Annotated in this window: 22 protein-coding genes, 1 tRNA gene and 2 rRNA genes; 19 read left to right on the top strand and 6 right to left on the bottom strand. The window is 51.2% G+C overall.

What is annotated here, in order from left to right; genetic code table 11:
* Positions 1 to 52: 52 nt before the first annotated feature.
* From msrP to accC, 4 genes are all read left to right on the top strand, one after another.
* The gene (msrP, locus tag AOY24_RS14610; RefSeq protein WP_054176877.1) at positions 53 to 1057 is read left to right on the top strand and encodes a protein-methionine-sulfoxide reductase catalytic subunit MsrP; all 1005 of its coding nucleotides are present in this window, start codon (positions 53 to 55) and stop codon (positions 1055 to 1057) included.
* Entirely contained in the window at positions 1058 to 1657 is a 600-nt protein-coding gene (msrQ, locus tag AOY24_RS14605) for a protein-methionine-sulfoxide reductase heme-binding subunit MsrQ (protein WP_044255994.1), read from the top strand.
* A gap of 382 nt (positions 1658 to 2039) precedes the next feature.
* Complete coding sequence (accB, locus tag AOY24_RS14600; protein WP_042998342.1) at positions 2040 to 2507, top strand: acetyl-CoA carboxylase biotin carboxyl carrier protein; 468 nt, start codon at positions 2040 to 2042, stop codon at positions 2505 to 2507.
* Positions 2508 to 2517: 10 nt separating this feature from the next.
* Positions 2518 to 3867: an acetyl-CoA carboxylase biotin carboxylase subunit gene (accC, locus tag AOY24_RS14595; protein WP_042998343.1), complete on the top strand. Its 1350-nt coding sequence runs from the start codon at positions 2518 to 2520 to the stop codon at positions 3865 to 3867.
* Positions 3868 to 3959: 92 nt separating this feature from the next.
* Here the strand turns inward: accC and AOY24_RS14590 are convergent, their stop codons facing one another.
* Both AOY24_RS14590 and AOY24_RS14585 read right to left on the bottom strand, forming a co-directional pair.
* Positions 3960 to 4397: a DoxX family protein gene (locus tag AOY24_RS14590; RefSeq protein WP_044255997.1), complete on the bottom strand. Its 438-nt coding sequence runs from the start codon at positions 4395 to 4397 to the stop codon at positions 3960 to 3962.
* Positions 4398 to 4425: 28 nt separating this feature from the next.
* Positions 4426 to 5118 (bottom strand): oligogalacturonate-specific porin KdgM family protein, encoded by a 693-nt coding sequence (locus AOY24_RS14585; RefSeq protein WP_161804588.1) that lies wholly within the window; start codon positions 5116 to 5118, stop codon positions 4426 to 4428.
* Between the two features lie 579 nt (positions 5119 to 5697).
* Between AOY24_RS14585 and AOY24_RS14580 the strand changes: the two genes are divergently transcribed.
* The 8 genes from AOY24_RS14580 to AOY24_RS24005 all read left to right on the top strand — a co-directional run bounded on the left by AOY24_RS14580 (position 5698) and on the right by AOY24_RS24005 (position 11993).
* On the top strand, positions 5698 to 5940 hold the full coding sequence (locus AOY24_RS14580) for a YhdT family protein (protein WP_042998345.1): 243 nt from the start codon (positions 5698 to 5700) through the stop codon (positions 5938 to 5940).
* A complete protein-coding gene (gene panF / locus AOY24_RS14575; RefSeq protein ID WP_042998346.1) occupies positions 5930 to 7381 on the top strand; it encodes a sodium/pantothenate symporter in 1452 nt (483 codons plus the stop codon). Before AOY24_RS14580 ends, panF begins: the two co-directional genes overlap by 11 nt.
* A gap of 11 nt (positions 7382 to 7392) precedes the next feature.
* Positions 7393 to 8274: a 50S ribosomal protein L11 methyltransferase gene (gene prmA / locus AOY24_RS14570; protein WP_042998347.1), complete on the top strand. Its 882-nt coding sequence runs from the start codon at positions 7393 to 7395 to the stop codon at positions 8272 to 8274.
* A gap of 146 nt (positions 8275 to 8420) precedes the next feature.
* Positions 8421 to 9161: a carbonic anhydrase gene (locus AOY24_RS14565; protein ID WP_054176876.1), complete on the top strand. Its 741-nt coding sequence runs from the start codon at positions 8421 to 8423 to the stop codon at positions 9159 to 9161.
* Between the two features lie 327 nt (positions 9162 to 9488).
* The gene (dusB, locus tag AOY24_RS14560; RefSeq protein WP_044327070.1) at positions 9489 to 10454 is read left to right on the top strand and encodes a tRNA dihydrouridine synthase DusB; all 966 of its coding nucleotides are present in this window, start codon (positions 9489 to 9491) and stop codon (positions 10452 to 10454) included.
* Positions 10455 to 10479: 25 nt separating this feature from the next.
* Positions 10480 to 10776: a DNA-binding transcriptional regulator Fis gene (fis, locus tag AOY24_RS14555; RefSeq protein WP_000462905.1), complete on the top strand. Its 297-nt coding sequence runs from the start codon at positions 10480 to 10482 to the stop codon at positions 10774 to 10776.
* Positions 10777 to 10861: 85 nt separating this feature from the next.
* Positions 10862 to 11746 (top strand): adenine-specific DNA-methyltransferase, encoded by an 885-nt coding sequence (gene yhdJ, locus AOY24_RS14550; protein ID WP_044263680.1) that lies wholly within the window; start codon positions 10862 to 10864, stop codon positions 11744 to 11746.
* Between the two features lie 82 nt (positions 11747 to 11828).
* Positions 11829 to 11993, top strand: a complete 165-nt coding sequence (locus AOY24_RS24005; protein ID WP_042998358.1) for a DUF2556 family protein — start codon at positions 11829 to 11831, stop codon at positions 11991 to 11993.
* Positions 11994 to 12020: 27 nt separating this feature from the next.
* On the opposite strand, the gene envR is transcribed toward AOY24_RS24005, so the two are convergent.
* Entirely contained in the window at positions 12021 to 12668 is a 648-nt protein-coding gene (gene envR, locus AOY24_RS14545) for an acrEF/envCD operon transcriptional regulator (RefSeq protein WP_042998359.1), read from the bottom strand.
* Between the two features lie 412 nt (positions 12669 to 13080).
* Between envR and AOY24_RS14540 the strand changes: the two genes are divergently transcribed.
* From AOY24_RS14540 to AOY24_RS14510, 7 genes are all read left to right on the top strand, one after another.
* Positions 13081 to 14244, top strand: coding sequence for an efflux RND transporter periplasmic adaptor subunit (locus tag AOY24_RS14540; RefSeq protein ID WP_044263683.1), 1164 nt, complete (start codon positions 13081 to 13083; stop codon positions 14242 to 14244).
* Between the two features lie 11 nt (positions 14245 to 14255).
* Entirely contained in the window at positions 14256 to 17369 is a 3114-nt protein-coding gene (locus AOY24_RS14535; RefSeq protein ID WP_054176875.1) for an efflux RND transporter permease subunit, read from the top strand.
* A 240-nt stretch (positions 17370 to 17609) separates the two neighbouring features.
* Positions 17610 to 17831: a membrane protein gene (locus AOY24_RS14530; RefSeq protein ID WP_000825639.1), complete on the top strand. Its 222-nt coding sequence runs from the start codon at positions 17610 to 17612 to the stop codon at positions 17829 to 17831.
* Positions 17832 to 18256: 425 nt separating this feature from the next.
* Positions 18257 to 19282: an amino acid ABC transporter substrate-binding protein gene (locus AOY24_RS14525; protein WP_042998362.1), complete on the top strand. Its 1026-nt coding sequence runs from the start codon at positions 18257 to 18259 to the stop codon at positions 19280 to 19282.
* Positions 19283 to 19351: 69 nt separating this feature from the next.
* Positions 19352 to 20533: an amino acid ABC transporter permease gene (locus AOY24_RS14520; RefSeq protein ID WP_042998363.1), complete on the top strand. Its 1182-nt coding sequence runs from the start codon at positions 19352 to 19354 to the stop codon at positions 20531 to 20533.
* 9 nt (positions 20534 to 20542) lie between these two features.
* On the top strand, positions 20543 to 21646 hold the full coding sequence (locus tag AOY24_RS14515; RefSeq protein ID WP_044263691.1) for an amino acid ABC transporter permease: 1104 nt from the start codon (positions 20543 to 20545) through the stop codon (positions 21644 to 21646).
* 7 nt (positions 21647 to 21653) lie between these two features.
* A complete protein-coding gene (locus tag AOY24_RS14510; protein ID WP_042324914.1) occupies positions 21654 to 22412 on the top strand; it encodes an amino acid ABC transporter ATP-binding protein in 759 nt (252 codons plus the stop codon).
* Between the two features lie 106 nt (positions 22413 to 22518).
* On the opposite strand, the gene rrf (AOY24_RS14505) is transcribed toward AOY24_RS14510, so the two are convergent.
* The 3 genes from rrf (AOY24_RS14505) to rrf (AOY24_RS14495) form a co-directional block, all read right to left on the bottom strand.
* A 5S ribosomal RNA gene (gene rrf, locus AOY24_RS14505) occupies positions 22519 to 22634 on the bottom strand.
* Between the two features lie 40 nt (positions 22635 to 22674).
* A tRNA-Thr gene (locus tag AOY24_RS14500) sits at positions 22675 to 22750 on the bottom strand.
* Between the two features lie 14 nt (positions 22751 to 22764).
* A 5S ribosomal RNA gene (gene rrf, locus AOY24_RS14495) occupies positions 22765 to 22880 on the bottom strand.
* Between the last annotated feature and the right edge of the window lie 100 nt (positions 22881 to 22980).

Below are 22980 nucleotides of genomic sequence, written 5' to 3'. Positions count from 1 at the left end.
ACAGACTCCCTGCCATAGTAACTACGCATTATATGTACGCCTGGAGTCTGTTATGAAGAAATTACGTCCACTCAAAGAAGCCGATGTCACTGCCGAATCGGCTTTCTTTATGCATCGCCGCCAGGTGCTGAAAGCGCTGGGGATCGGGGCTGCCACGCTGTCGCTGCCGATATCCGCGCAGGCGGATCTGTTGAGCTGGTTCAAAGGCAACGATCGTCCACCCGCGCCCGCCGGCAAACCGCTGGAATTCAGCAAACCCGCCGCATGGCAAAACACGCTGCCTTTAACGCCAGAAGATAAAGTCACTGGCTACAACAACTTCTACGAGTTTGGTCTGGATAAGGCCGATCCTGCCGCCAATGCGGGCAGCATGAAAACCGATCCCTGGACGTTGAAAATCAGTGGTGAAGTGGCTAAACCATTAACCCTGGATCACGATGCGCTCACCACACGCTTTCCTTTAGAGGAGAGGATTTACCGGATGCGCTGTGTTGAAGCCTGGTCGATGGTGGTGCCGTGGATTGGCTTTCCTTTACATAAGCTGCTGGCGCTCGTCGAACCCACCAGCAATGCAAAATATGTCGCGTTCGAGACGCTTTATGCGCCGGACGACATGCCGGGACAAAAAGATCGCTTCATTGGCGGCGGTTTGAAATATCCTTATGTCGAAGGACTGCGCCTGGACGAGGCAATGCATCCCCTGGCGCTGCTGACCGTTGGTGTATACGGTAAAGCATTACCGCCGCAAAACGGCGCGCCTGTACGCCTGACAGTGCCGTGGAAATATGGCTTTAAAGGCATTAAATCGATCGTCAGCATTAAACTGACCCGCGAGCGGCCCCCCACCACCTGGAATCTTGCCGCTGCCGATGAGTACGGTTTTTACGCTAATGTGAATCCGCATGTTGATCACCCGCGCTGGTCGCAGGCAACGGAACGATTTATCGGCGCAGGCGGGATTCTGGATGTCCAACGGCAACCCACCCTACTGTTTAACGGCTATGCCGATGAAGTGGCCTCGCTGTATCGCGGCCTGAACTTGCGGGAGAATTTCTAAGTGCGGCTGAGTGCAAAGCAGATTACCTGGCTGAAAGTGGCGCTTCATCTGGCGGGATTGCTACCATTTCTCTGGCTGTTCTGGGCCATTAACAACGGCGGGCTCAGCGCCGATCCGGTAAAGGACATCCAGCACTTTACCGGTAGGACAGCTCTGAAATTTTTGCTCGCTGCCTTGCTGGTCACGCCGCTCGCACGCTACGCTAAACAGCCATTATTGATACGCACCCGTCGTCTGCTGGGGTTATGGTGTTTCGCCTGGGCTACGCTGCATCTGACCAGTTACGCGCTGCTGGAGTTAGGTATCCATAATCTCGGATTGTTGGGACGAGAACTGATTACGCGCCCGTATTTAACGCTTGGGATCATCAGTTGGCTCATCCTGCTCGCGCTGACGCTAACATCAACACAGGCAGCACAACGAAAATTGGGTAAGCGCTGGCAATTTTTGCACAACTTCGTCTATCTGCTGGCGATCCTCGCGCCGATACATTATCTGTGGTCGGTGAAGATTTTGTCACCTCAACCCATCATTTATGCTCTGCTCGCACTGCTGCTTTTGGCCTGCCGTTACAAGAAGTTCCGCCAGTGGTGGCGCTAGTTCGGCGAACTGTGCAGTCGGTTACAAAATGCAGAGACTCGGATGTTATTTGTGTGTTAGCGGTTGATTATCTTCCCTGATAAGACCAGTATTTAGCTGCCAATTGCTACGAAATCATTATAATGTGCGACCTTGGCTCCCTGGACAGCGTTTTTAGACCGCTGAAAAGGTGACAATCGAGCATTGAAGGTATATTTTGTTTTTTGCCGGAGGATTGCAGCAAATCGCTGCATGTTAACCGACAAGTCTCACATGAATCGTTGAGGCGGAATATACCGGCGTCCTGGCAGGCGCAAGCCGTTTTGCCATCGGGACTCACGCTTTACAGACAGCGCTTAATGCCTGTCACAATCACACTAAACAAAGAGTACGGAACCCACTCATGGATATTCGTAAGATTAAAAAACTGATCGAGCTGGTTGAAGAATCAGGCATCTCCGAACTGGAAATTTCTGAAGGCGAAGAGTCTGTACGCATCAGCCGCGCAGCGCCAGCAGGTAGCTTCCCGGTGATGCAACAAGCCTACGCTGCACCAATGATGCAGCAGCAACCGGCTCTGTCTAACGCAGTTGCTCCGGCAGCAGAAGCGCCGGCAGCCGCCGCAGCAGAAATCAGTGGTCACATCGTACGTTCCCCAATGGTTGGTACTTTCTACCGCACCCCGAGCCCGGACGCTAAAGCGTTCATCGAAGTGGGTCAGAAAGTCAATGTAGGCGATACCCTGTGCATCGTTGAAGCCATGAAAATGATGAACCAGATCGAAGCGGACAAATCAGGTACCGTGAAAGCTATCCTGGTCGAAAGTGGTCAACCGGTAGAATTTGACGAGCCGCTGGTCGTCATCGAGTAACGAGGCGAACATGCTGGATAAAATTGTTATCGCCAACCGCGGCGAGATTGCATTGCGAATTCTTCGTGCCTGTAAAGAACTGGGTATCAAGACTGTCGCTGTGCACTCAAGCGCGGATCGCGATTTAAAACACGTATTGCTGGCGGATGAGACGGTTTGTATTGGTCCGGCTCCGTCCGTAAAAAGCTATCTGAACATCCCGGCTATCATCAGCGCCGCTGAAATCACTGGCGCGGTAGCGATTCACCCGGGTTATGGCTTTCTCTCTGAGAACGCCAACTTTGCTGAGCAGGTTGAACGCTCTGGCTTTATCTTCATCGGCCCGAAAGCGGACACCATCCGTCTGATGGGTGACAAAGTATCGGCGATCACCGCGATGAAGAAAGCTGGCGTCCCGACCGTACCGGGTTCTGACGGCCCGCTGACCGACGATATGGATGCGAACCGTGCCCATGCAAAACGCATCGGCTATCCGGTTATCATCAAGGCGTCCGGCGGCGGCGGCGGTCGCGGTATGCGCGTAGTACGCGGCGATGCCGAACTGGCGCAATCCATCTCCATGACCAAAGCGGAAGCGAAAGCAGCTTTCAGCAACGACATGGTTTATATGGAGAAATACCTCGAGAACCCACGCCACATCGAAATTCAGGTGCTGGCAGACGGTCAGGGTAACGCGATTTATCTGGCGGAACGTGACTGCTCTATGCAGCGTCGTCACCAGAAAGTCGTCGAAGAAGCACCGGCACCGGGTATTACCCCAGAACTGCGTCGCTTCATTGGCGAGCGTTGCGCGAAAGCCTGTGTGGATATCGGCTATCGCGGCGCGGGCACCTTTGAGTTCCTGTTCGAAAACGGCGAGTTCTACTTCATTGAAATGAACACCCGTATTCAGGTTGAACACCCGGTTACCGAAATGATCACCGGTGTTGACCTGATCAAAGAACAGTTGCGCATTGCTGCTGGCCAGCCGCTGTCGATCAAGCAAGAAGAGGTGCAGGTCAAAGGCCACGCGGTGGAATGCCGTATCAATGCTGAAGACCCGAACACCTTCCTGCCGAGCCCGGGTAAAATCACCCGCTTCCACGCGCCAGGCGGTTTTGGCGTGCGCTGGGAGTCGCATATCTATGCCGGTTACACCGTACCGCCATACTATGACTCCATGATCGGCAAGCTTATCTGCTACGGCGAAACCCGTGATGTGGCGATTGCCCGCATGAAAAACGCGCTGCAGGAACTGATCATCGACGGTATTAAAACCAACGTTGATCTGCAGACGCGCATCATGAACGACGAGCACTTCCAGCAAGGTGGTACTAACATCCACTATCTGGAGAAAAAGCTCGGCCTCACTGAGAAGTAATTCTCGGTGCACAGCAAAATGGGCTCGGAAGAGCCCATTTTTTTACACCGATTTATCTTCTTCTAAGGCCCGAATTTTCGGGCCTTCTCTTTTTACCGGCGAGAAGAAAATTCAGACATTACGGAATATTTTCCACCACCCAGAAAGAGCATACAAAACCCACCACACAGATATATAGCCTGTAACTCCAGGGCCCATGATCCCTGAGGCGTCAGAGCCAATACTTTCCCGTCCATCACCAGATATGTCGCAAACAGCATTGTGAAGGTAAAAATTGCCGCCGCATAACGTGTCATGACGCCGAGAATCAGCATTAACGGCGCGACGATTTCGCCGATGAACGATCCCCACGCGATAAAAGCCGGCAAATGGTGAGATTCCAGCAGGAACACGACTGCGCCAAGTCCGTGTTTCGCTTTCGCTACGCCATGAAATAGCATGAGTCCGCCAAAAACCACCCGCAGTATTAATTTTGCCGCATCCGGGTTATTAGTATATCGATGAAATACTTCATTCCATTGTTTTAACATTCTGTGCAACTCCATTTCATCCCTTGCTTTAATAGGTATACTGGAAACCTATCCGGAAACGTGTTTGCCTGTCGTCTTGCAGTCTGTTAACGGAGACATTGCCAATCTCAATATAAGGTGCCCAGTTTTTGGTGACAGAGTAGGCGACCTTCATGTCATGCTCATAGTCAGTGTGACTTTCATTATAAATATCGGTATTGGCATGTAAGTAAACAAAGTTGTATTCAAACTTCCAGTCACCGGTCTTATAGCCAAGCCACGCGTCATAACGCCCAGTTGCTTTATTATTCAGGTCTTCATTATCCTGCAAGGTGTAATCATAACGATAGCGCAGGTTCAGATAAAAACCATTACCCAGTACGGTCCCGAGTAACAGGTTAGGTTTATAGATGGTATTACCCGAATTACTATCAATATTAAAAGCAGGGATCAGATACATTTTGGGATTAAGGATAAAGCGATAGCTGATAGTGGCTTCACTACCGTTATTATCTAATTCATTAAAAGGCTCATTTGCATCGTCACCACTTGATTTATAACGGGTCTCGACAGAGAAACCGAATTGGTTATCAAACCGATGCGCAAAATAGATACGATCTTTATTAATTTTTCCATCATCGAAGTAGTCGTGACGTAAATCGATAACAGATTCAGCGGCCAGGACATTGCAGCTAACCAGTATTGCCACCGCACTAATAGTCATTCTCTTATTTAATTTCATATTAAAGTCCATGTATGAACGCAAAAAAAGACCTTTCCGTCTCTGACAGAATTAAGAAAAGGCATTGCCACTGAGAATCTCGCTACTCAGAAAACCCGATAACAGGTTCAGCGCCGGTTAAGAATATTATTGTTATATCACCCTGTAAATTGCAGTCATTAATAAAATATGAGATCTGGCGAGCAAAATAAGAGGCATAAGAAAACATCCATATAAATAGCCATTGAGAAAAAACAGCGCATTCATCGACTTTATATAGTCGTCACAGCTTATTACGTCATTAATTAATAACATACCGTTAGTCGCCTTATTATTAATTAATAACGGAGGAGCTATCTAATTTAGGTACTTTGCCCAATAAAAACGAGAGTAATCAATATTATTATCTAAAACAAAAATAGAAAAATAAAAATAGAATACGTTGATTTTCAGAACAGTTCGTTTTGATTAATTGATCGTGATTATTTTGTCTCCTCACCCCACAGGGGCAAGATCGTTCTTCAGCCGCCACCTTTCTCTCCCCCCTGACCAGCGGCTTAAGGTACAATCCCCGCTTTCTTTTTCAACAAGGGACAAAAAATGGACAAACGTTTTGTTCAGGCCAATAAAGAAGCGCGTTGGGCGCTATGGCTGACCCTTCTCTATCTGGCTGCCTGGCTCGCCGCAGCTTACATTCCAGGGGTGACGCCGGGCATAACCGGGTTGCCGCACTGGTTTGAAATGGCTTGCCTGTTAACACCGCTGATCTTCATTTTGCTGTGCTGGGCCATGGTGAAATTTATCTATCGTGACATTCCCCTGGAGGATGACGATGCAGCTTGAAGTCATTCTGCCGCTGGTTGCCTATCTGGTTGTTGTGTTCGGTCTTTCTGTTTATGCCATGCGTAAACGGCAGACCGGCACCTTCCTGAATGAATATTTTCTGGGTAGCCGTTCCATGGGGGGGATCGTCCTGGCGATGACCCTGACCGCGACATACATCAGCGCCAGCTCATTTATTGGTGGACCTGGTGCGGCCTATAAATACGGACTGGGATGGGTGTTGCTGGCGATGATTCAGCTTCCCGCCGTCTGGCTTTCGCTGGGGATACTCGGCAAGAAATTCGCCATCCTTGCCCGTCGCTATAATGCCGTCACCCTCAACGACATGCTGTTTGCCCGCTACCAGAGTCGCCTGCTGGTGTGGCTGGCGAGCCTCAGCCTGCTCGTGGCGTTTGTCGGTGCCATGACCGTGCAGTTCATCGGCGGCGCACGCCTGCTGGAAACGGCGGCGGGTATTCCCTATGAAACAGGCCTGCTGATTTTCGGTATCAGTATCGCGCTGTATACCGCGTTCGGCGGCTTTCGTGCCAGCGTACTTAACGACACAATGCAGGGACTGGTGATGCTGATTGGCACCATCGTGCTGCTGGTCGGTATCGTGCATGCGGCCGGTGGCCTGAGCCATGCCGTAGAGACCTTAAACACCATCGACCCAAAACTGGTTTCACCGCAGGGCGCCGATGACATTCTGTCTCCGACCTTTATGACCTCATTCTGGGTACTGGTCTGTTTTGGTGTGATCGGTCTGCCGCATACGGCGGTGCGCTGCATCTCCTACAAAGACAGCAAAGCGGTACACCGCGGGATAATCATCGGTACCATCGTGGTGGCGATCCTGATGTTTGGTATGCATCTTGCCGGCGCGCTGGGTCGTGCGGTTATCCCTGACCTGACGGTGCCGGATCTGGTGATCCCCACGCTGATGGTCAAAGTGCTGCCGCCTTTCGCCGCCGGGATCTTCCTTGCCGCGCCAATGGCGGCCATTATGTCGACGATCAACGCCCAGTTGCTGCAAAGTTCCGCTACGATCATTAAAGATCTCTATCTTAATATTCGCCCGGAACAGTTGCAGAACGAGACGCGGTTGAAACGAATATCGGCGATGATCACCCTCATCTTAGGCGCGCTGCTCTTACTTGCCGCCTGGAAACCGCCAGAGATGATCATCTGGCTGAATCTGCTGGCGTTTGGCGGTCTGGAAGCCGTGTTCTTGTGGCCGCTGGTGCTTGGCCTTTACTGGGAGCGCGCGAATGCGACCGGAGCGCTGAGTGCGATGATTGTCGGCGGCGTGCTGTATGCGATTCTCGCCACCTTTAACGTTCAGTACCTGGGCTTCCATCCGATTGTGCCCTCGTTGCTGCTAAGTTTGCTGGCTTTCCTGGTCGGAAACCGTTTCGGTTCTCCTGCCCCGCAAGCCGCTGTATTGACTACTGATAAATAAAGAGTTTTGCCATGCCATGGATCCAATTAAAACTGAACACGACGGGCGCTAACGCGGAAGCATTGAGCGATGCCCTGATGGAAGCGGGTTCCGTTTCCATCACCTTCCAGGACACGCACGACACGCCGGTTTTTGAGCCATTGCCGGGCGAAACACGCCTGTGGGGCGACACCGACGTTATCGGTCTGTTTGATGCCGAAACCGACATGAAAGAAGTCGTCGCCATCCTGGAACACCATCCGCTGCTGGGCGTCGGGTTCGCGCATAAAATTGAACAACTGGAAGATAAGGACTGGGAACGCGAGTGGATGGATAACTTCCACCCCATGCGTTTTGGCGAACGCCTGTGGATCTGCCCAAGCTGGCGCGACGTGCCGGATGAAAATGCCGTCAACGTAATGCTCGACCCCGGTCTGGCGTTTGGTACCGGCACTCATCCCACCACCTCACTGTGCCTGCAGTGGCTCGACAGTCTCGATTTAACCGGTAAGACCGTTATCGACTTTGGTTGCGGTTCCGGCATCCTCGCAATTGCCGCACTGAAACTGGGCGCCGCAAAAGCGATCGGTATCGATATTGATCCGCAGGCGATTCAGGCCAGCCGTGATAACGCCCAGCGTAATGGTGTATCAGAACGTCTTGAACTCTACCTGCCACAGGATCAGCCAGACGCCATGAAAGCCGACGTAGTGGTCGCCAACATTCTGGCAGGCCCATTACGCGAGCTGGCACCGTTAATCAGCGTCCTGCCCGTTACAGGCGGTCTGCTGGGCCTTTCCGGTATCCTTGCCAGCCAGGCGGAAAGTGTTTGTGAAGCTTATGCCGATCTCTTCGCTCTCGATCCGGTGGTGGAGAAAGAAGAGTGGTGTCGAATCACGGGCCGTAAGAAGTAACCCTGTCTCCCGCGCGTGGCCGTACTACCGGCCACGTTTTTCAGCATTTCGCCCGCTCCTTCCTCTTCCTCTCATACGGTAAAATAGACGCGTAACTCATTGAAGTTGCAAATATAAAAAACTATTTTATTCATTGGAAGAATTTCATGAACCCTTTTTTGAGCAAGGCAACGCTTCTCGCGTTAAGCATCATGTCATCCACCGCGATGGCGTCACACTGGAGCTATGAGGGTGAAGGATCCCCGGAACACTGGGGCGCACTCAGTGAAGAGTATAAAACCTGTCAGCCCGGGATGAATCAGTCCCCAATAAACATCGACCAGTCGGCAAATGCCCACCTGAAGCCCCTGAAAACCCACTACACTGAGGGCCCCATTACTCTCATTAACAACGGTCACACAATCCAGGCCGCGTTAAAGAGCGCAACGGCTGATACCATCGCGATTGACGGGACTCCGTTTACATTGCAGCAATTCCACTTTCATGCCCCAAGCGAAAATACGGTTCACGGTAAACATTACGCGATGGAAATGCATCTTGTGCACAAAGACGCAAATGGTGCTATCGCCGTTGTTGCGGTCATGTTTGATAAAGGGGCGGCAAACACTGAGCTGGACAAACTGTGGGCGACTATGCCTGAACAAACCGGGCAGGACGCTAACGTCACCTCACAAATGGATCTGAATGCCCTGCTGCCGAAAAACAAACGCTTTTGGCGTTTCAGCGGTTCACTGACCACACCGCCCTGCTCTGAAGGGGTAACCTGGATTGTCATGAAGCACCCTCTGACGCTGTCCGCCGCGCAGTTAGAAAAATTCAGCCATACGATGCATCATGACAATAATCGTCCGCCCCAACCGCTGAACGGTCGTGTCGTGGTCGAGTGATGACCGATGCGTTGCGCAATCATCTGCTGAAATGAGAGCGATGTCACATTAACTCAAGATAATCTGCTGATTAATTCAGCAGATTATCTTGCAAGCCCGCGCAGATTCGAAGAAAAAATGAGAAGTTACGCAAAATTATAAGCGTACAGAATTTCGTCACGCTTTTGTAATGCAATGATTTGTATGGCTAATTATTTTATGGCGTTGACGTTAACGGCGATTCTTTGATCCACCGCAGAGGATTGGTCAAAGTTTGGCCTTTCATCTCGTGCAAAAAATGCGTAATATACGCCGCCTTGCAGTCACAGTATGGTCATTTCTTAACTCATGCGCATCGGACAATACCAGCTTAGAAATCGCCTGATCGCAGCGCCCATGGCTGGCATCACTGACAGACCTTTTCGGACGCTGTGTTATGAGATGGGAGCCGGATTGACCGTATCCGAGATGATGTCGTCTAACCCGCAGGTTTGGGAAAGCGACAAATCCCGTTTACGGATGGTGCACGTTGATGAGCCAGGAATTCGCACGGTGCAAATTGCCGGTAGCGACCCTGTTGAGATGGCCGATGCCGCACGGATTAACGTGGAAAGCGGCGCCCAGATTATTGATATCAATATGGGGTGTCCGGCTAAAAAAGTGAATCGCAAGCTCGCAGGTTCAGCCCTCTTGCAGTACCCGGATTTAGTGAAGTCGATACTAACCGGGGTGGTTAATGCAGTGGACGTTCCTGTGACCCTGAAGATTCGCACCGGCTGGGCTCCGGAACACCGTAACTGCGTAGAGATTGCCCAACTGGCTGAAGACTGTGGCATTCAGGCTCTGACCATTCATGGACGCACCCGCGCCTGTTTGTTCAATGGAGACGCTGAGTACGACAGTATTCGGGCAGTTAAGCAGAAAGTTTCCATTCCGATTATCGCGAATGGTGACATTACTGACCCGCTTAAAGCCAGAGCTGTGCTTGACTATACGGGGGCTGATGCCCTGATGATAGGCCGCGCAGCTCAGGGAAGACCCTGGATCTTTCGGGAAATCCAGCATTATCTGGACACTGGGGAGTTGCTATCCCCCCTGCCTCTGGCAGAGGTTAAGCGCTTGCTTTGTGCGCATGTTCGGGAACTGCATGACTTTTATGGCCAGGCAAAAGGGTACCGAATCGCGCGTAAACACGTCTCCTGGTATCTCCAGGAGCACGCTCCAAATGACCAGTTTCGGCGCACATTCAACGCCATTGAGGATGCCAGCGAACAGCTGGAGGCGTTGGAGGCATACTTCGAAAATTTTGCGTAAACAGAAATAAAGAGCTGACAGAACTATGTTCGAACAACGCGTAAATTCTGACGTACTGACCGTTTCTACCGTTAACTCTCAGGATCAGGTAACCCAAAAACCCCTGCGTGACTCGGTTAAACAGGCACTGAAGAACTATTTTGCTCAACTGAACGGTCAGGATGTTAATGACCTCTATGAGCTGGTACTGGCTGAAGTAGAACAGCCCCTGTTGGACATGGTGATGCAATACACCCGTGGTAACCAGACCCGTGCTGCCCTGATGATGGGCATCAACCGTGGTACGCTGCGTAAAAAATTGAAAAAATACGGCATGAACTAATCTCGATTAGCTAATTGCTTGTTTAAAAAGGCGCTACTCGGCATGGGGAAGCGCCTTTTTTATACGCCTCTTTTGTGGAGCCGATATGAACTCACGATGTGAGCCACACTACTTTGGTGATGAATCCGCGTCGATCATCCACGGAGATGCGCTGACAGAACTTAAGAAACTCCCCGCTGAAAGCGTCGATTTAATCTTTGCCGACCCGCCTTACAATATCGGAAAGGATTTTGACGGGATGGTCGAGTCCTGGGACGAAGACATCTTCCTGGGCTGGCTGTTCGCGTGCATTGAGGAGTGTCATCGGGTGCTGAAAAAACAGGGCACGATGTACATCATGAACAGCACCGAAAACATGCCGCATATCGATCTCAAATGCAGAACGCTGTTTACCATCAAAAGCCGGATTGTCTGGTCTTATGACAGTTCAGGCGTGCAGGCGAAGAAATTCTTTGGCTCAATGTACGAACCGATCCTGATGATGGTCAAAGATGCCCGACAGTACACTTTCAACAGTGACGCTATTCTGGTTGAGACCAAAACCGGTGCGAAAAGAGCGCTGATTGACTACCGTAAAAACCCACCACAGCCTTACAACACGCAAAAAGTTCCGGGCAATGTCTGGGAATTTCCCCGCGTGCGTTATTTGATGGATGAATATGAAAACCATCCGACGCAAAAACCTATCGCCCTGCTAAAACGGATCGTTCTGGCCTCCTCCAATCCTGGCGATACGGTGCTGGATCCCTTCGCCGGCAGCTTTACGACAGGTGCTGTGGCCGTGGAATCGGGACGTAAATTCATCGGTATTGAGGTCAATAATGAGTATGTGAAGATGGGGCTCAGACGGCTGAACATCAGCTCACACTACTCCCAGGAAGAGCTGACGAAAATCAAAAAGAGAAAGACGAAAAACCTGTCGAAAAAGAGTCGAACGGCGTCAGATGTGGTGAAGATGACAGCAAAGTAAAAGCATTGTAAGCCTGCTTTTCAGGACGCATTTTTCGTGTATATTTCCTGCACGCTTGGGCATGAATACACAGGATTTGGCAATGATTCGTAAGTATTGGTGGCTGGTTGTTTTTGCGGTCTCCGTGTTCCTTTTTGATGCGTTACTGATCCAGTGGATTGAACTGATCACCACAGAAGTCGATAAATGCCGCAATATGGATTCTGTCAATCCGCTCAAGCTGGTCAACTGTACCGAATTACAATAGCGTGCCATTGATAGACAGGAGAAATGATTATAGGGTTTCCGATGTTAATTGCATGACATATCCATCAGGAATTAACATCCTTAATACATTATCCACCAGCGCCGGTGCCTGCTGATAAAGATCGTAGCGGGTAGAATTCATCAACCAGTTTTTCACGATCCCGCTAAAACTACCGTGAATAATAATTAACACAACGTCTAAATCCAGGGTTCTGGAAATTAACCCTTCCGTCATACTCGCCTGCAACGCGTCGCGTAGTCCCCTCTGGCTAAACCCAATTTTCTCGCGTATTTCCTGTTCTGATATCATCCCCTCATGAAATTCACATTTATGATATAAAATTTGCAGCAAGGCCTGCTGCCGGGGAATTTCCGCGATATATTGTAATCCGGCAATTAACTTTTCGCGCAACCGCTGCAAGGGATTATCGCAGTCATGCAAAGCTAACCGGTCCTGAATAAGATCACGTAATGGCGGTTGCTGTTGCCAGAGTTCATTGAAGAGCTGCGTTTTGTTGTCAAAATGCCAGTAGATAGCCCCCCGCGTGACCTGGGCCGCGTCGGCAATGTCGTTAAGCGTCGTGTTGCCAACGCCTCGCGTGGCAAACTGGATGATTGCAGTCTCAATCAAATGTTGTCGCGTTTTTAACGCTTCGGCTTTTGTTCTTTTAGCCATAAGTTATCGTTTCAGGAGCAGGATAAAAAACAGAAATATGGCAATTCACAATTGCCGTTCAAAAAGAACTGTATCACCTCATCCGTTCCGAGATGAAACAAAAGCGAATAGCCTCAGCACAAAACATTCAATCAAATAACCCCCACAAATAAAAACCAACAAAAACATTCATACAACAAATGTACATTTCCAAATATATTAGCCAGCAACAAGGCATGACAAAGAAAAACAAAATGAAAAGACAAAGCCATCACTTTTTTGTTTTTACGTGCCGTAGACCCGGCCATAAAATAACTATCGCTTACATCGCACGCTAATAATTTGTAGGATAGCCAACTATTATTTCTTCGTGCACGTTATCGCCTTACCGTTATCCGGTAAATAACGAGCTATTGGTTTTTAAGGAACAGTAATGACGAAACATGCCAGGTTTTCACTCCTGCCCTCATTTATCCTCATCTCTGCTGCGTTACTTGCCGGTTGTAACGATCAGGGAGATAAGCACGCTCAGGCAACCGAACCGCAGGTGACCGTTCATGTGGTTACCGCCGCGCCATTAGCAGTAACCACCGAACTGCCAGGACGCACCTCGGCATTCCGCATTGCGGAAGTTCGTCCACAGGTCAGTGGTATTGTTCTCAAAAGAAACTTCACCGAGGGCAGCGATGTTCAGGCCGGGCAGTCACTGTATCAGATCGATCCTGCCACTTATCAGGCAGATTACGATAGCGCGAAAGGGGAACTGGCGAAAAGTGAAGCTGCCGCCGCCATCGCACACCTGACGGTTAAGCGCTATGTTCCGCTGGTAGGGACAAAATACATTAGCCAACAGGAATACGACCAGGCGATTGCAGATGCGCGTCAGGCCGATGCGGCAGTCATTGCCGCACGAGCCGCAGTGGAGAGCGCACGTATCAATCTTGCTTACACCAAAGTCACCTCGCCGATCGATGGTCGTATTGGCAAATCCAGCGTGACGGAAGGTGCGCTGGTCACTAATGGCCAGGCAACAGCACTGGCTACCGTGCAGCAACTCGATCCTATCTATGTCGATGTCACACAGTCCAGCAGCGACTTTATGCGACTGAAGCAGTCCGTTGAACAGGGTAGCCTGCATAAAGACAGCGCCAGCAGCAGCGTCCAGTTGGTGATGGAAAATGGTACGGCGTATCCCCTGAAAGGGACATTGCAGTTTTCGGATGTCACGGTGGACGAAAGCACAGGCTCCATCACCCTTCGCGCCGTCTTCCCTAACCCACAGCACGCTCTGCTGCCGGGGATGTTTGTTCGCGCTCGCATTGACGAAGGCGTTCAGCCCAACGCTATTTTGATCCCCCAGCAGGGCGTAACGCGTACGCCTCGTGGCGATGCGACGGTACTGGTCGTCAATGACCAGAGCCTGGTTGAGCCACGCGCCGTTGTCGCTTCGCAGGCTATCGGCGACAAATGGCTGATTAGCGAAGGCCTACATCCAGGCGATCAGGTGATTGTCAGCGGATTACAAAAAGCCCATCCCGGCACGAAAGTGAAAGCTACCACGGATGCCAATACTCCTGCGGCAAAAGCGGCGCAATAAGGTAACCGAACATGGCAAATTTCTTTATCAGGCGTCCTGTTTTTGCCTGGGTTCTGGCCATCATACTGATGCTGGCGGGCGCTCTGGCGATTATGCAACTGCCCGTTGCGCAATACCCAACTATCGCGCCACCAGCGGTAGCCATTTCCGCGAACTATCCAGGGGCAGATGCGCAAACGGTGCAGGATACGGTGACTCAGGTTATCGAACAGAATATGAACGGTATCGATAACCTGATGTATATGTCCTCCACCAGCGACTCTGCGGGTAGCGTGACCATTACGTTAACCTTTCAGTCCGGAACCGACCCGGATATTGCCCAGGTGCAGGTACAGAACAAACTGCAGCTGGCGACGCCATTGCTGCCTCAGGAAGTTCAACAGCAAGGGATTAGCGTAGAAAAGTCGAGCAGCAGTTTCTTGTTGGTGGCGGGGTTTGTCTCTGACGATCCGCAAACGACCCAGGACGATATCTCCGACTACGTCGCCTCAAACGTAAAAGATACGATCAGCCGCCTGAACGGTGTAGGTGACGTCCAGCTGTTTGGCGCACAGTACGCGATGCGTATCTGGCTGGATGCGAATCGGCTGAACAAGTACCAGCTCACACCGGTCGATGTGATCAATCAACTAAAAATACAGAACGACCAGATTGCAGCAGGTCAGTTGGGCGGAACGCCTGCTCTACCGGGGCAGCAACTGAACGCCTCTATCATTGCGCAGACGCGACTGAAAGATCCTGAGGAATTCGGCAAAGTCACATTACGGGTAAACAGCGATGGCTCTGTCGTTCGCCTTAAAGATGTCGCTCGTATCGAGCTGGGGGGAGAAAACTATAACGTTGTCGCCCGAATTAACGGTAAACCGGCTGCGGGTCTGGGGATCAAACTGGCGACCGGGGCCAACGCTCTGGATACCGCCAAAGCGATTAAAACCAAACTCGTTGAGCTGCAACCCTTCTTCCCGCAAGGGATGAAAGTGGTTTACCCGTATGACACCACGCCGTTTGTGAAGATCTCCATTCACGAAGTGGTAAAAACACTGTTCGAAGCGATCGTCCTGGTCTTCCTCGTGATGTATCTGTTTTTACAGAATATCCGCGCAACGCTCATTCCGACGATTGCGGTTCCCGTTGTGCTATTGGGTACATTTGCCGTGCTCTCGGCGTTTGGCTACTCGATCAACACCCTGACGATGTTTGGGATGGTGCTGGCGATCGGCCTGCTGGTCGATGACGCCATTGTGGTAGTGGAAAACGTTGAACGGGTGATGATGGAAGAAAAGTTGCCGCCCAAAGAGGCAACCGAGAAATCCATGTCGCAGATCCAGGGGGCGCTGGTTGGGATCGCGATGGTGCTGTCTGCCGTCTTCATCCCGATGGCCTTTTTCGGCGGCTCCACCGGGGCTATTTATCGCCAGTTTTCCATCACGATTGTGTCGGCAATGGCGCTTTCGGTTCTGGTGGCATTGATCCTGACGCCGGCACTTTGCGCAACGCTGCTAAAACCAGCGTCCGCCGAACACCACGAGAAGAAAGGCGGATTTTTCGGCTGGTTTAATGCCAAATTTGATCTCAGCGTTAACCACTACACCAACAGTGTCAGCGGCATTGTGCGCAAAACCGGACGCTACCTGCTCCTTTACATCCTGATTGTTGTCGGAATGGGGGTACTGTTTTTCCGTCTCCCCACTTCCTTCCTGCCTGATGAAGATCAGGGCGTATTCATGACGATGGTTCAGCTACCCGCAGGTTCAACCCAGGAACGAACCCAAAATGTATTGGATCAGGTCACCCATTACTACCTGACTCACGAAAAAGCGAACGTTGAAAGCGTGTTTACGGTCAACGGTTTTAGCTTTAGCGGCCAGGCGCAGAACGCGGGTCTGGCCTTCATCAGCCTGAAGCCCTGGGATGAGCGTAGCGGCAAGGAAAACAGCGTTGAAGCGGTAATTGCGCGTGCAACTCGCGCGTTCAACCAGATCCAGGATGGACTGGTCTTCCCCTTCAACATGCCGGCGATAATTGAACTGGGCACCGCGACGGGTTTCGATTTTGAACTGCTTGACCAGGGGGGGTTGGGGCACACAGCGCTAACATCAGCACGTAATCAGTTAATGGGTATGGTGGCTAAGCATTCCGATCTGCTGGTCCGTGTTCGACCTAACGGCCTGGAGGATACCCCTCAGTTCAAGCTGGATGTCGACCAGGAAAAAGCACAGGCGCTTGGCATTGCGCTGTCAGACATTAACGAAACCATCTCTGCGTCGTTAGGCGGCAGCTATGTTAACGACTTCATTGACCGCGGACGAGTAAAGAAAGTGTATGTTCAGGCAGATGCGAAATTCCGTATGCTGCCAGAAGATATCAATAATCTGTACGTTCGTAGTGCTAACGGCGAGATGGTCCCTTTTTCAGCCTTCAGCTCAGCCCGCTGGGTGTATGGTTCTCCGCGCCTGGAACGCTTCAACGGTATGCCATCGATGGAGTTGTTGGGTGAGGCTGCCCCCGGTCGAAGCACCGGTGAAGCGATGGCCATGATGGAAAGTCTCGCGTCAAAACTGCCTAATGGTATTGGTCATGACTGGACGGGGATGTCATATCAGGAACGTTTGTCCGGCAATCAGGCGCCGGCACTGTATGCTATCTCGCTGATCGTCGTGTTCCTCTGTCTTGCCGCGCTGTATGAAAGCTGGTCCATTCCGTTCTCGGTGATGCTGGTGGTCCCGCTCGGCGTGGTGGGTGCCCTTTTGGCCGCTTCCCTGCGTGGGCTAAATAACGACGTCTATTTTCAGGTCGGACTGTTAACCACGATTGGGCTTTCCGCGAAAAACGCCATTCTGATCGTGGAATTTGCCAAGGATCTGATGGAGAAAGAAGGTCGTGGCCTGATCGAGGCAACGCTTGAGGCTGCGCGCATGCGCCTGCGCCCTATTCTGATGACCTCACTCGCCTTCATCCTCGGCGTAATGCCGCTGGTCATCAGTCGCGGGGCAGGGAGTGGCGCCCAGCATGCAGTCGGAACCGGTGTGATGGGAGGGATGCTGACAGCAACGCTGCTGGCTATCTTCTTTGTCCCGGTGTTTTTTGTGGTCGTCAGAGGCCGGTTTAACAAATCCCAGCGTTAATGTGTAAATTAAGGCGTCTACGGACGCCTTTTTCCTTCAGGTATCTTTATTTATTAAACAGATAGTCATTTGCACTGCGGAATACTAAATTCACTCCTTCATTATTTTTACAATTCACATGAATTGAGATTATTCCATATGCCAATCTTTTTTTAAGCGGTGGTAAAATTCATTTCGTATTCGCAAAGCAGCATTCCCTGTTGCTGCATTTAGCGGAACGCTTATTTTTGAGGTAACACCATGAAAAGATTAATTCCAGTAGCATTGCTCACTGCATTGCTGGCGGGCTGTGCACACGATTCCCCCTGCGTTCCGGTTTATGATGATCAAGGACGTCTTGTTCATACCAACACCTGTATGAAAGGGACGACTCAGGATAACTGGGAAACCGCAGGCGCCATTGCTGGCGGGGCCGCAGCGGTTGCAGGCCTGACGATGGGGATCATCGCACTGTCAAAATAACATTCTCAGAGCGCGGTACTTGCCGCGCTCTTAGCCTAAGAATACGGTTTTTCATATCATTCAATGTGTTGAAAAATACGTGTTCTAATACATTTTAATAATCAATAACGTCCACCCCTTTCTCTTTTCGCATTTATCTTTCAATACTCACGCTCTCGATATTCACGCCTGAAATCGTTATTTCATTTTGCGAGCATTATTTTAAATATTTTGCTCCAAAATGTGGCTTACGTTTCAATTTCGCACCATTTCAGGGCGCTGCTTTTATTTTTTCCTGTCTACACTCTGCTTATTGCGTCGGATATTCACGCGCAAAACCTGGCATTACCTTTGCTTAGAAGAGTATGGCCAATGCCACAGACAGGTTAAAGACGTTGCAGAACGTCTCTCTATAACAATAATTTCTTTGCCACACAGGATGCATTATGAAAAAGATGATGATAGCCACACTGGCTGCGGCCGGTGTGCTGCTTGCGGTTGCCAATCAGGCACATGCGGGAACCACGCTGGATGCTGTAAAAAAGAAAGGGTTCGTACAATGCGGTATCAGTGACGGTCTTCCCGGTTTTTCTTACGCTGACGCAGACGGGAAATTCTCCGGGATAGATGTGGATGTTTGCCGTGGCGTTGCCGCCGCCGTCCTGGGAGATGATACAAAAGTAAAATATACCCCTCTCACCGCAAAAGAACGCTTCACCGCATTACAGTCTGGCGAAGTCGATCTTCTCTCCCGTAATACGACCTGGACCTCCTCACGTGATGCAGGAATGGGCATGTCCTTCACTGGCGTTACCTATTACGATGGCATTGGCTTCCTGACCCACAACAAAGCGGGTCTGAAAAGCGCGAAAGAGTTAGATGGTGCCACCGTTTGTATTCAGGCGGGAACAGATACGGAACTGAACGTGGCGGATTATTTCAAAGCCAACAACATGAAATACACCCCGGTGACTTTTGACCGCTCAGATGAGTCGGCAAAAGCGCTGGAGTCCGGACGTTGCGATACCCTCGCCTCTGACCAGTCCCAACTGTATGCCCTGCGCATCAAACTCAGCAACCCGGCTGAATGGCTTGTACTGCCAGAGGTGATCTCGAAAGAGCCGCTGGGGCCAGTTGTTCGTCGCGGTGATGACGAATGGTTCTCTATTGTGCGTTGGACGCTGTTTGCCATGTTGAATGCCGAAGAGATGGGCGTGACATCGAAGAATGTCGATGAGAAAGCGGCGAACCCGGCAACACCAGATATGGCACATCTGCTGGGCAAAGAAGGCGACTACGGCAAAGATCTGAAGCTCGACAATAAATGGGCTTACAACATCATCAAGCAGGTGGGTAACTATGCGGAGATCTTTGAACGCAACGTCGGCTCGGAAAGCCCACTGAAGATCAAACGTGGACAGAACAATCTCTGGAATAACGGCGGCATTCAATACGCACCGCCGGTGCGTTAAGTCGTTGTGATGTAACGGGCGCCGCACTAGCGGCGCTCAGTTCAGAGTTATGGTTACCGAGGCTTTCTTATGTTCCATCGCCGCTCAAATGTAAAAGGGTCGCTCTCCTTTTCAAACCCTGCGGTCCGCGCCTGGCTGTTCCAGATCCTCGCCATTCTTGCGGTCGTTGCAGTTGCTATCTATCTCATTCATAACACGATTAATAATCTAAGCAGTCGCGGCATTACCTCGGGCTTTGCCTTTCTCGACCGTAGCGCTGGGTTTGGCATCGTCCAGCACTTAATCGACTATCAGCAGGGTGACACGTACGGACGTGTTTTTGTGGTGGGTTTGCTTAACACGCTGCTGGTTTCCGCGCTGTGTATTGTCTTTGCGTCATTTATCGGCTTCTTTCTCGGGCTGGCACGCCTTTCAGATAACTGGCTACTGCGTAAACTCTCGACGATTTATATTGAGACCTTTCGTAATATCCCGCCTCTGCTGCAAATCTTTTTTTGGTACTTCGCGGTTCTGCGCAATTTGCCCGGCCCCCGTCAGGCCGCAAGCGCGCTGGATATGGTCTTTCTGAGTAATCGGGGACTCTATATCCCGTCTCCGCAGTTAGGGGAAGGCGTACTCGCTTTCGTGCTCTCGGCAGTGATTGCCATTGCGCTGTCCGTGGGTCTGTTCCGCTTCAATAAAATGCATCAGATGAAAACGGGACAACTTCGCAGAACCTGGCCTACTGCATTAAGCCTGATTGTGCTGCTGCCGCTCATCGCGCATTGGCTTTTTGGCGCGGCGCTGCACTGGGATATCCCGCAACTACGCGGATTCAACTTCCGTGGCGGAATGGTGCTCATTCCTGAACTGGCAGCCCTGACGCTGGCGTTATCGGTATATACCTCGGCGTTTATTGCCGAAATCATTCGTGCAGGCATTCAGGCCGTTCCCTACGGTCAACATGAAGCCGCCCGTTCTCTCGGGTTACCTAATACTGTGACCCTTCGCCAGGTCATCATTCCTCAGGCACTTCGCGTCATTATTCCACCGCTGACCAGCCAGTATCTGAATATTGTCAAAAACTCATCGCTGGCCGCCGCCATTGGCTATCCCGACATGGTATCGCTGTTCGCCGGGACGGTACTTAATCAGACCGGACAGGCCATCGAAACGATCGCCATCACGATGTCGGTGTACCTGATCATCAGCCTGAGCATCTCGCTGCTGATGAACATCTATAACCGGCGAATCGCCCTCATTGAGCGCTAAGGAATCATGATGACAAAAGCACTGCTGTCTCATCCCATGCGCCCGGCCAGTAACGGCCCTGGTCGTTCGATCGTATGGGTACGGAAGAACCTCTTTTCTAGTTGGTCAAACAGCCTGCTGACGCTGTTCTGTCTGTGGCTGATGTGGGAGTTAATTCCCCCTTTGCTGAACTGGGCGTTCCTGCAGGCCAACTGGGTGGGCTCCACGCGTGCTGACTGTACCAAAGCGGGCGCCTGCTGGGTGTTTATTCATGAACGATTTGGACAATTCATGTATGGATTGTACCCACATGATCAGCGTTGGCGTATCAACCTGGCGTTGATCATTGGGTTGGCTTCCATTGTGCCGATGTTCTGGAAAGCGTTGCCGGGTCGCGGGCGTTATATCGTCGTCTGGGCCGTGATCTACCCGATCACTGTCTGGTTCCTGTTGTATGGCGGATTTCTTGGTCTGGATCGCGTTGAAACACGCCAATGGGGTGGGCTGACGCTGACCTTAATCATCGCATCCGTCGGGATCGCGGGGGCTCTGCCATTAGGAATTTTGTTGGCACTGGGACGTCGCTCCCACATGCCCGTCGTGCGGATCTTATCCGTCATTTTTATCGAGTTCTGGCGTGGCGTCCCGCTGATCACCGTCCTGTTTATGTCTTCGGTCATGCTGCCGCTGTTTCTGTCAGAAGGAACCAGCATCGATAAGCTTATCCGGGCGCTGGTTGGCGTGATCCTCTTCCAGTCTGCCTACGTCGCGGAAGTGGTTCGTGGGGGGCTCCAGGCATTACCGAAAGGGCAATACGAAGCAGCAGAATCGCTGGCGTTGGGCTACTGGAAAACCCAGGGGCTGGTCATTCTTCCCCAAGCTCTGAAGCTGGTGATCCCTGGACTGGTGAACACCATTATCGCCCTGTTTAAGGATACCAGTCTGGTCATCATCATCGGTTTGTTCGATCTGTTCAGCAGCGTGCAGCAAGCGACAGTTGACCCTGCCTGGCTGGGTATGTCGACAGAAGGCTATGTCTTCGCTGCTCTGATTTACTGGATTTTTTGTTTCAGCATGTCGCGCTATAGCCAGCATCTGGAAAAGCGCTTTAACACCGGGCGTACACCGCACTGAGGATTCTATGAGCCAACTATTAATACAACCTGCCGACGCGATGATTACGCTGGAAAACGTCAATAAGTGGTACGGACAGTTTCATGTCCTTAAGGATATCAACCTGCGCGTTAAACAGGGGGAACGCATTGTGTTATGTGGGCCTTCAGGTTCGGGAAAATCAACCACCATCCGCTGTATTAACCATCTGGAAGAACATCAACAGGGACGAATTATTGTCGATGGCATTGAGTTGAATGAAGACATCCGCAACATCGAGCGCGTCCGACAGGAAGTCGGCATGGTATTCCAGCACTTCAATCTCTTTCCTCATCTGACGGTTTTGCAAAACTGTACGCTGGCACCGATTTGGGTGCGTAAGATGCCGGTAAAAGAAGCCGAAGCGCTGGGGATGCACTACCTGGAACGTGTGCGTATTGCAGAGCACGCACATAAATTTCCAGGGCAGATCTCCGGAGGACAGCAACAACGCGTTGCCATTGCCCGCTCGCTATGTATGAAACCCAAAATTATGCTCTTTGATGAACCCACGTCGGCGCTGGATCCCGAAATGGTGAAAGAGGTGCTGGATACGATGATTGGCCTGGCGCAATCAGGAATGACAATGCTTTGCGTCACGCATGAGATGGGATTTGCCAGAACGGTGGCTGACAGGGTGATCTTCATGGATCGTGGGGAAATTGTTGAGCAGGCCCCGCCGGATGAGTTTTTTGCACATCCTAAATCAGAACGTACTCGAGCATTCCTGTCTCAGGTGATTCATTAGTCGTTTGCTCTGCCGGGTGACGGCTTCACCTTACCCGGCCTACCGTTTTTTCGGCGTATAAACGCAAAAAGGCCATCCTTTCGGATGGCCTTCTCACTTGTTTGATGTCTGGCAGTTCCCTACTCTCGCATGGGGAGACCCCACACTACCATCGGCGCTACGGCGTTTCACTTCTGAGTTCGGCATGGGGTCAGGTGGGACCACCGCGCTACAGCCGCCAGACAAATTCTTTTCCACTGTGCCGAACTTTAACCTAATTAAGTGGTGCTGATACCCAGAGTCGAACTGGGGACCTCACCCTTACCAAGGGTGCGCTCTACCAACTGAGCCATATCAGCACGCTAAATTTGATGCCTGGCAGTTCCCTACTCTCGCATGGGGAGACCCCACACTACCATCGGCGCTACGGCGTTTCACTTCTGAGTTCGGCATGGGGTCAGGTGGGACCACCGCGCTACAGCCGCCAGGCAAATTCTGTTAATCTGTATCAAGCTGAGTTGAATGCGTCATCTCTTCGCCGAAACAGCTTCGGCGTTGTAAGGTTAAGCCTCACGGTTCATTAGTACCG

The sequence above is a fragment of the Citrobacter sp. CtB7.12 genome (assembly GCF_001297795.1).
GTDB classification, from domain to species: Bacteria; Pseudomonadota; Gammaproteobacteria; order Enterobacterales; family Enterobacteriaceae; genus Citrobacter_A; species Citrobacter_A amalonaticus.
Note: the sequence above shows the minus strand (reverse complement) of the source record. Positions and strands in the feature narration are given on the sequence as shown.

Bases quoted from the DNA above. Each gene is read 5' to 3' on its own strand.
- msrP (WP_054176877.1), top strand. From the start codon at position 53: ATGAAGAAATTACGTCCACTCAAAGAAGCCGATGTCACTGCCGAATCG.
- accB (WP_042998342.1), top strand. From the start codon at position 2,040: ATGGATATTCGTAAGATTAAAAAACTGATCGAGCTGGTTGAAGAATCA.
- accC (WP_042998343.1), top strand. From the start codon at position 2,518: ATGCTGGATAAAATTGTTATCGCCAACCGCGGCGAGATTGCATTGCGA.
- AOY24_RS14590 (WP_044255997.1), bottom strand. From the start codon at position 4,397: ATGTTAAAACAATGGAATGAAGTATTTCATCGATATACTAATAACCCG.
- AOY24_RS14585 (WP_161804588.1), bottom strand. From the start codon at position 5,118: ATGAAATTAAATAAGAGAATGACTATTAGTGCGGTGGCAATACTGGTT.
- AOY24_RS14580 (WP_042998345.1), top strand. From the start codon at position 5,698: ATGGACAAACGTTTTGTTCAGGCCAATAAAGAAGCGCGTTGGGCGCTA.
- panF (WP_042998346.1), top strand. From the start codon at position 5,930: ATGCAGCTTGAAGTCATTCTGCCGCTGGTTGCCTATCTGGTTGTTGTG.
- prmA (WP_042998347.1), top strand. From the start codon at position 7,393: ATGCCATGGATCCAATTAAAACTGAACACGACGGGCGCTAACGCGGAA.
- AOY24_RS14565 (WP_054176876.1), top strand. From the start codon at position 8,421: ATGAACCCTTTTTTGAGCAAGGCAACGCTTCTCGCGTTAAGCATCATG.
- dusB (WP_044327070.1), top strand. From the start codon at position 9,489: ATGCGCATCGGACAATACCAGCTTAGAAATCGCCTGATCGCAGCGCCC.
- fis (WP_000462905.1), top strand. From the start codon at position 10,480: ATGTTCGAACAACGCGTAAATTCTGACGTACTGACCGTTTCTACCGTT.
- yhdJ (WP_044263680.1), top strand. From the start codon at position 10,862: ATGAACTCACGATGTGAGCCACACTACTTTGGTGATGAATCCGCGTCG.
- AOY24_RS24005 (WP_042998358.1), top strand. From the start codon at position 11,829: ATGATTCGTAAGTATTGGTGGCTGGTTGTTTTTGCGGTCTCCGTGTTC.
- envR (WP_042998359.1), bottom strand. From the start codon at position 12,668: ATGGCTAAAAGAACAAAAGCCGAAGCGTTAAAAACGCGACAACATTTG.
- AOY24_RS14540 (WP_044263683.1), top strand. From the start codon at position 13,081: ATGACGAAACATGCCAGGTTTTCACTCCTGCCCTCATTTATCCTCATC.
- AOY24_RS14535 (WP_054176875.1), top strand. From the start codon at position 14,256: ATGGCAAATTTCTTTATCAGGCGTCCTGTTTTTGCCTGGGTTCTGGCC.
- AOY24_RS14530 (WP_000825639.1), top strand. From the start codon at position 17,610: ATGAAAAGATTAATTCCAGTAGCATTGCTCACTGCATTGCTGGCGGGC.
- AOY24_RS14525 (WP_042998362.1), top strand. From the start codon at position 18,257: ATGAAAAAGATGATGATAGCCACACTGGCTGCGGCCGGTGTGCTGCTT.
- AOY24_RS14520 (WP_042998363.1), top strand. From the start codon at position 19,352: ATGTTCCATCGCCGCTCAAATGTAAAAGGGTCGCTCTCCTTTTCAAAC.
- AOY24_RS14515 (WP_044263691.1), top strand. From the start codon at position 20,543: ATGACAAAAGCACTGCTGTCTCATCCCATGCGCCCGGCCAGTAACGGC.
- AOY24_RS14510 (WP_042324914.1), top strand. From the start codon at position 21,654: ATGAGCCAACTATTAATACAACCTGCCGACGCGATGATTACGCTGGAA.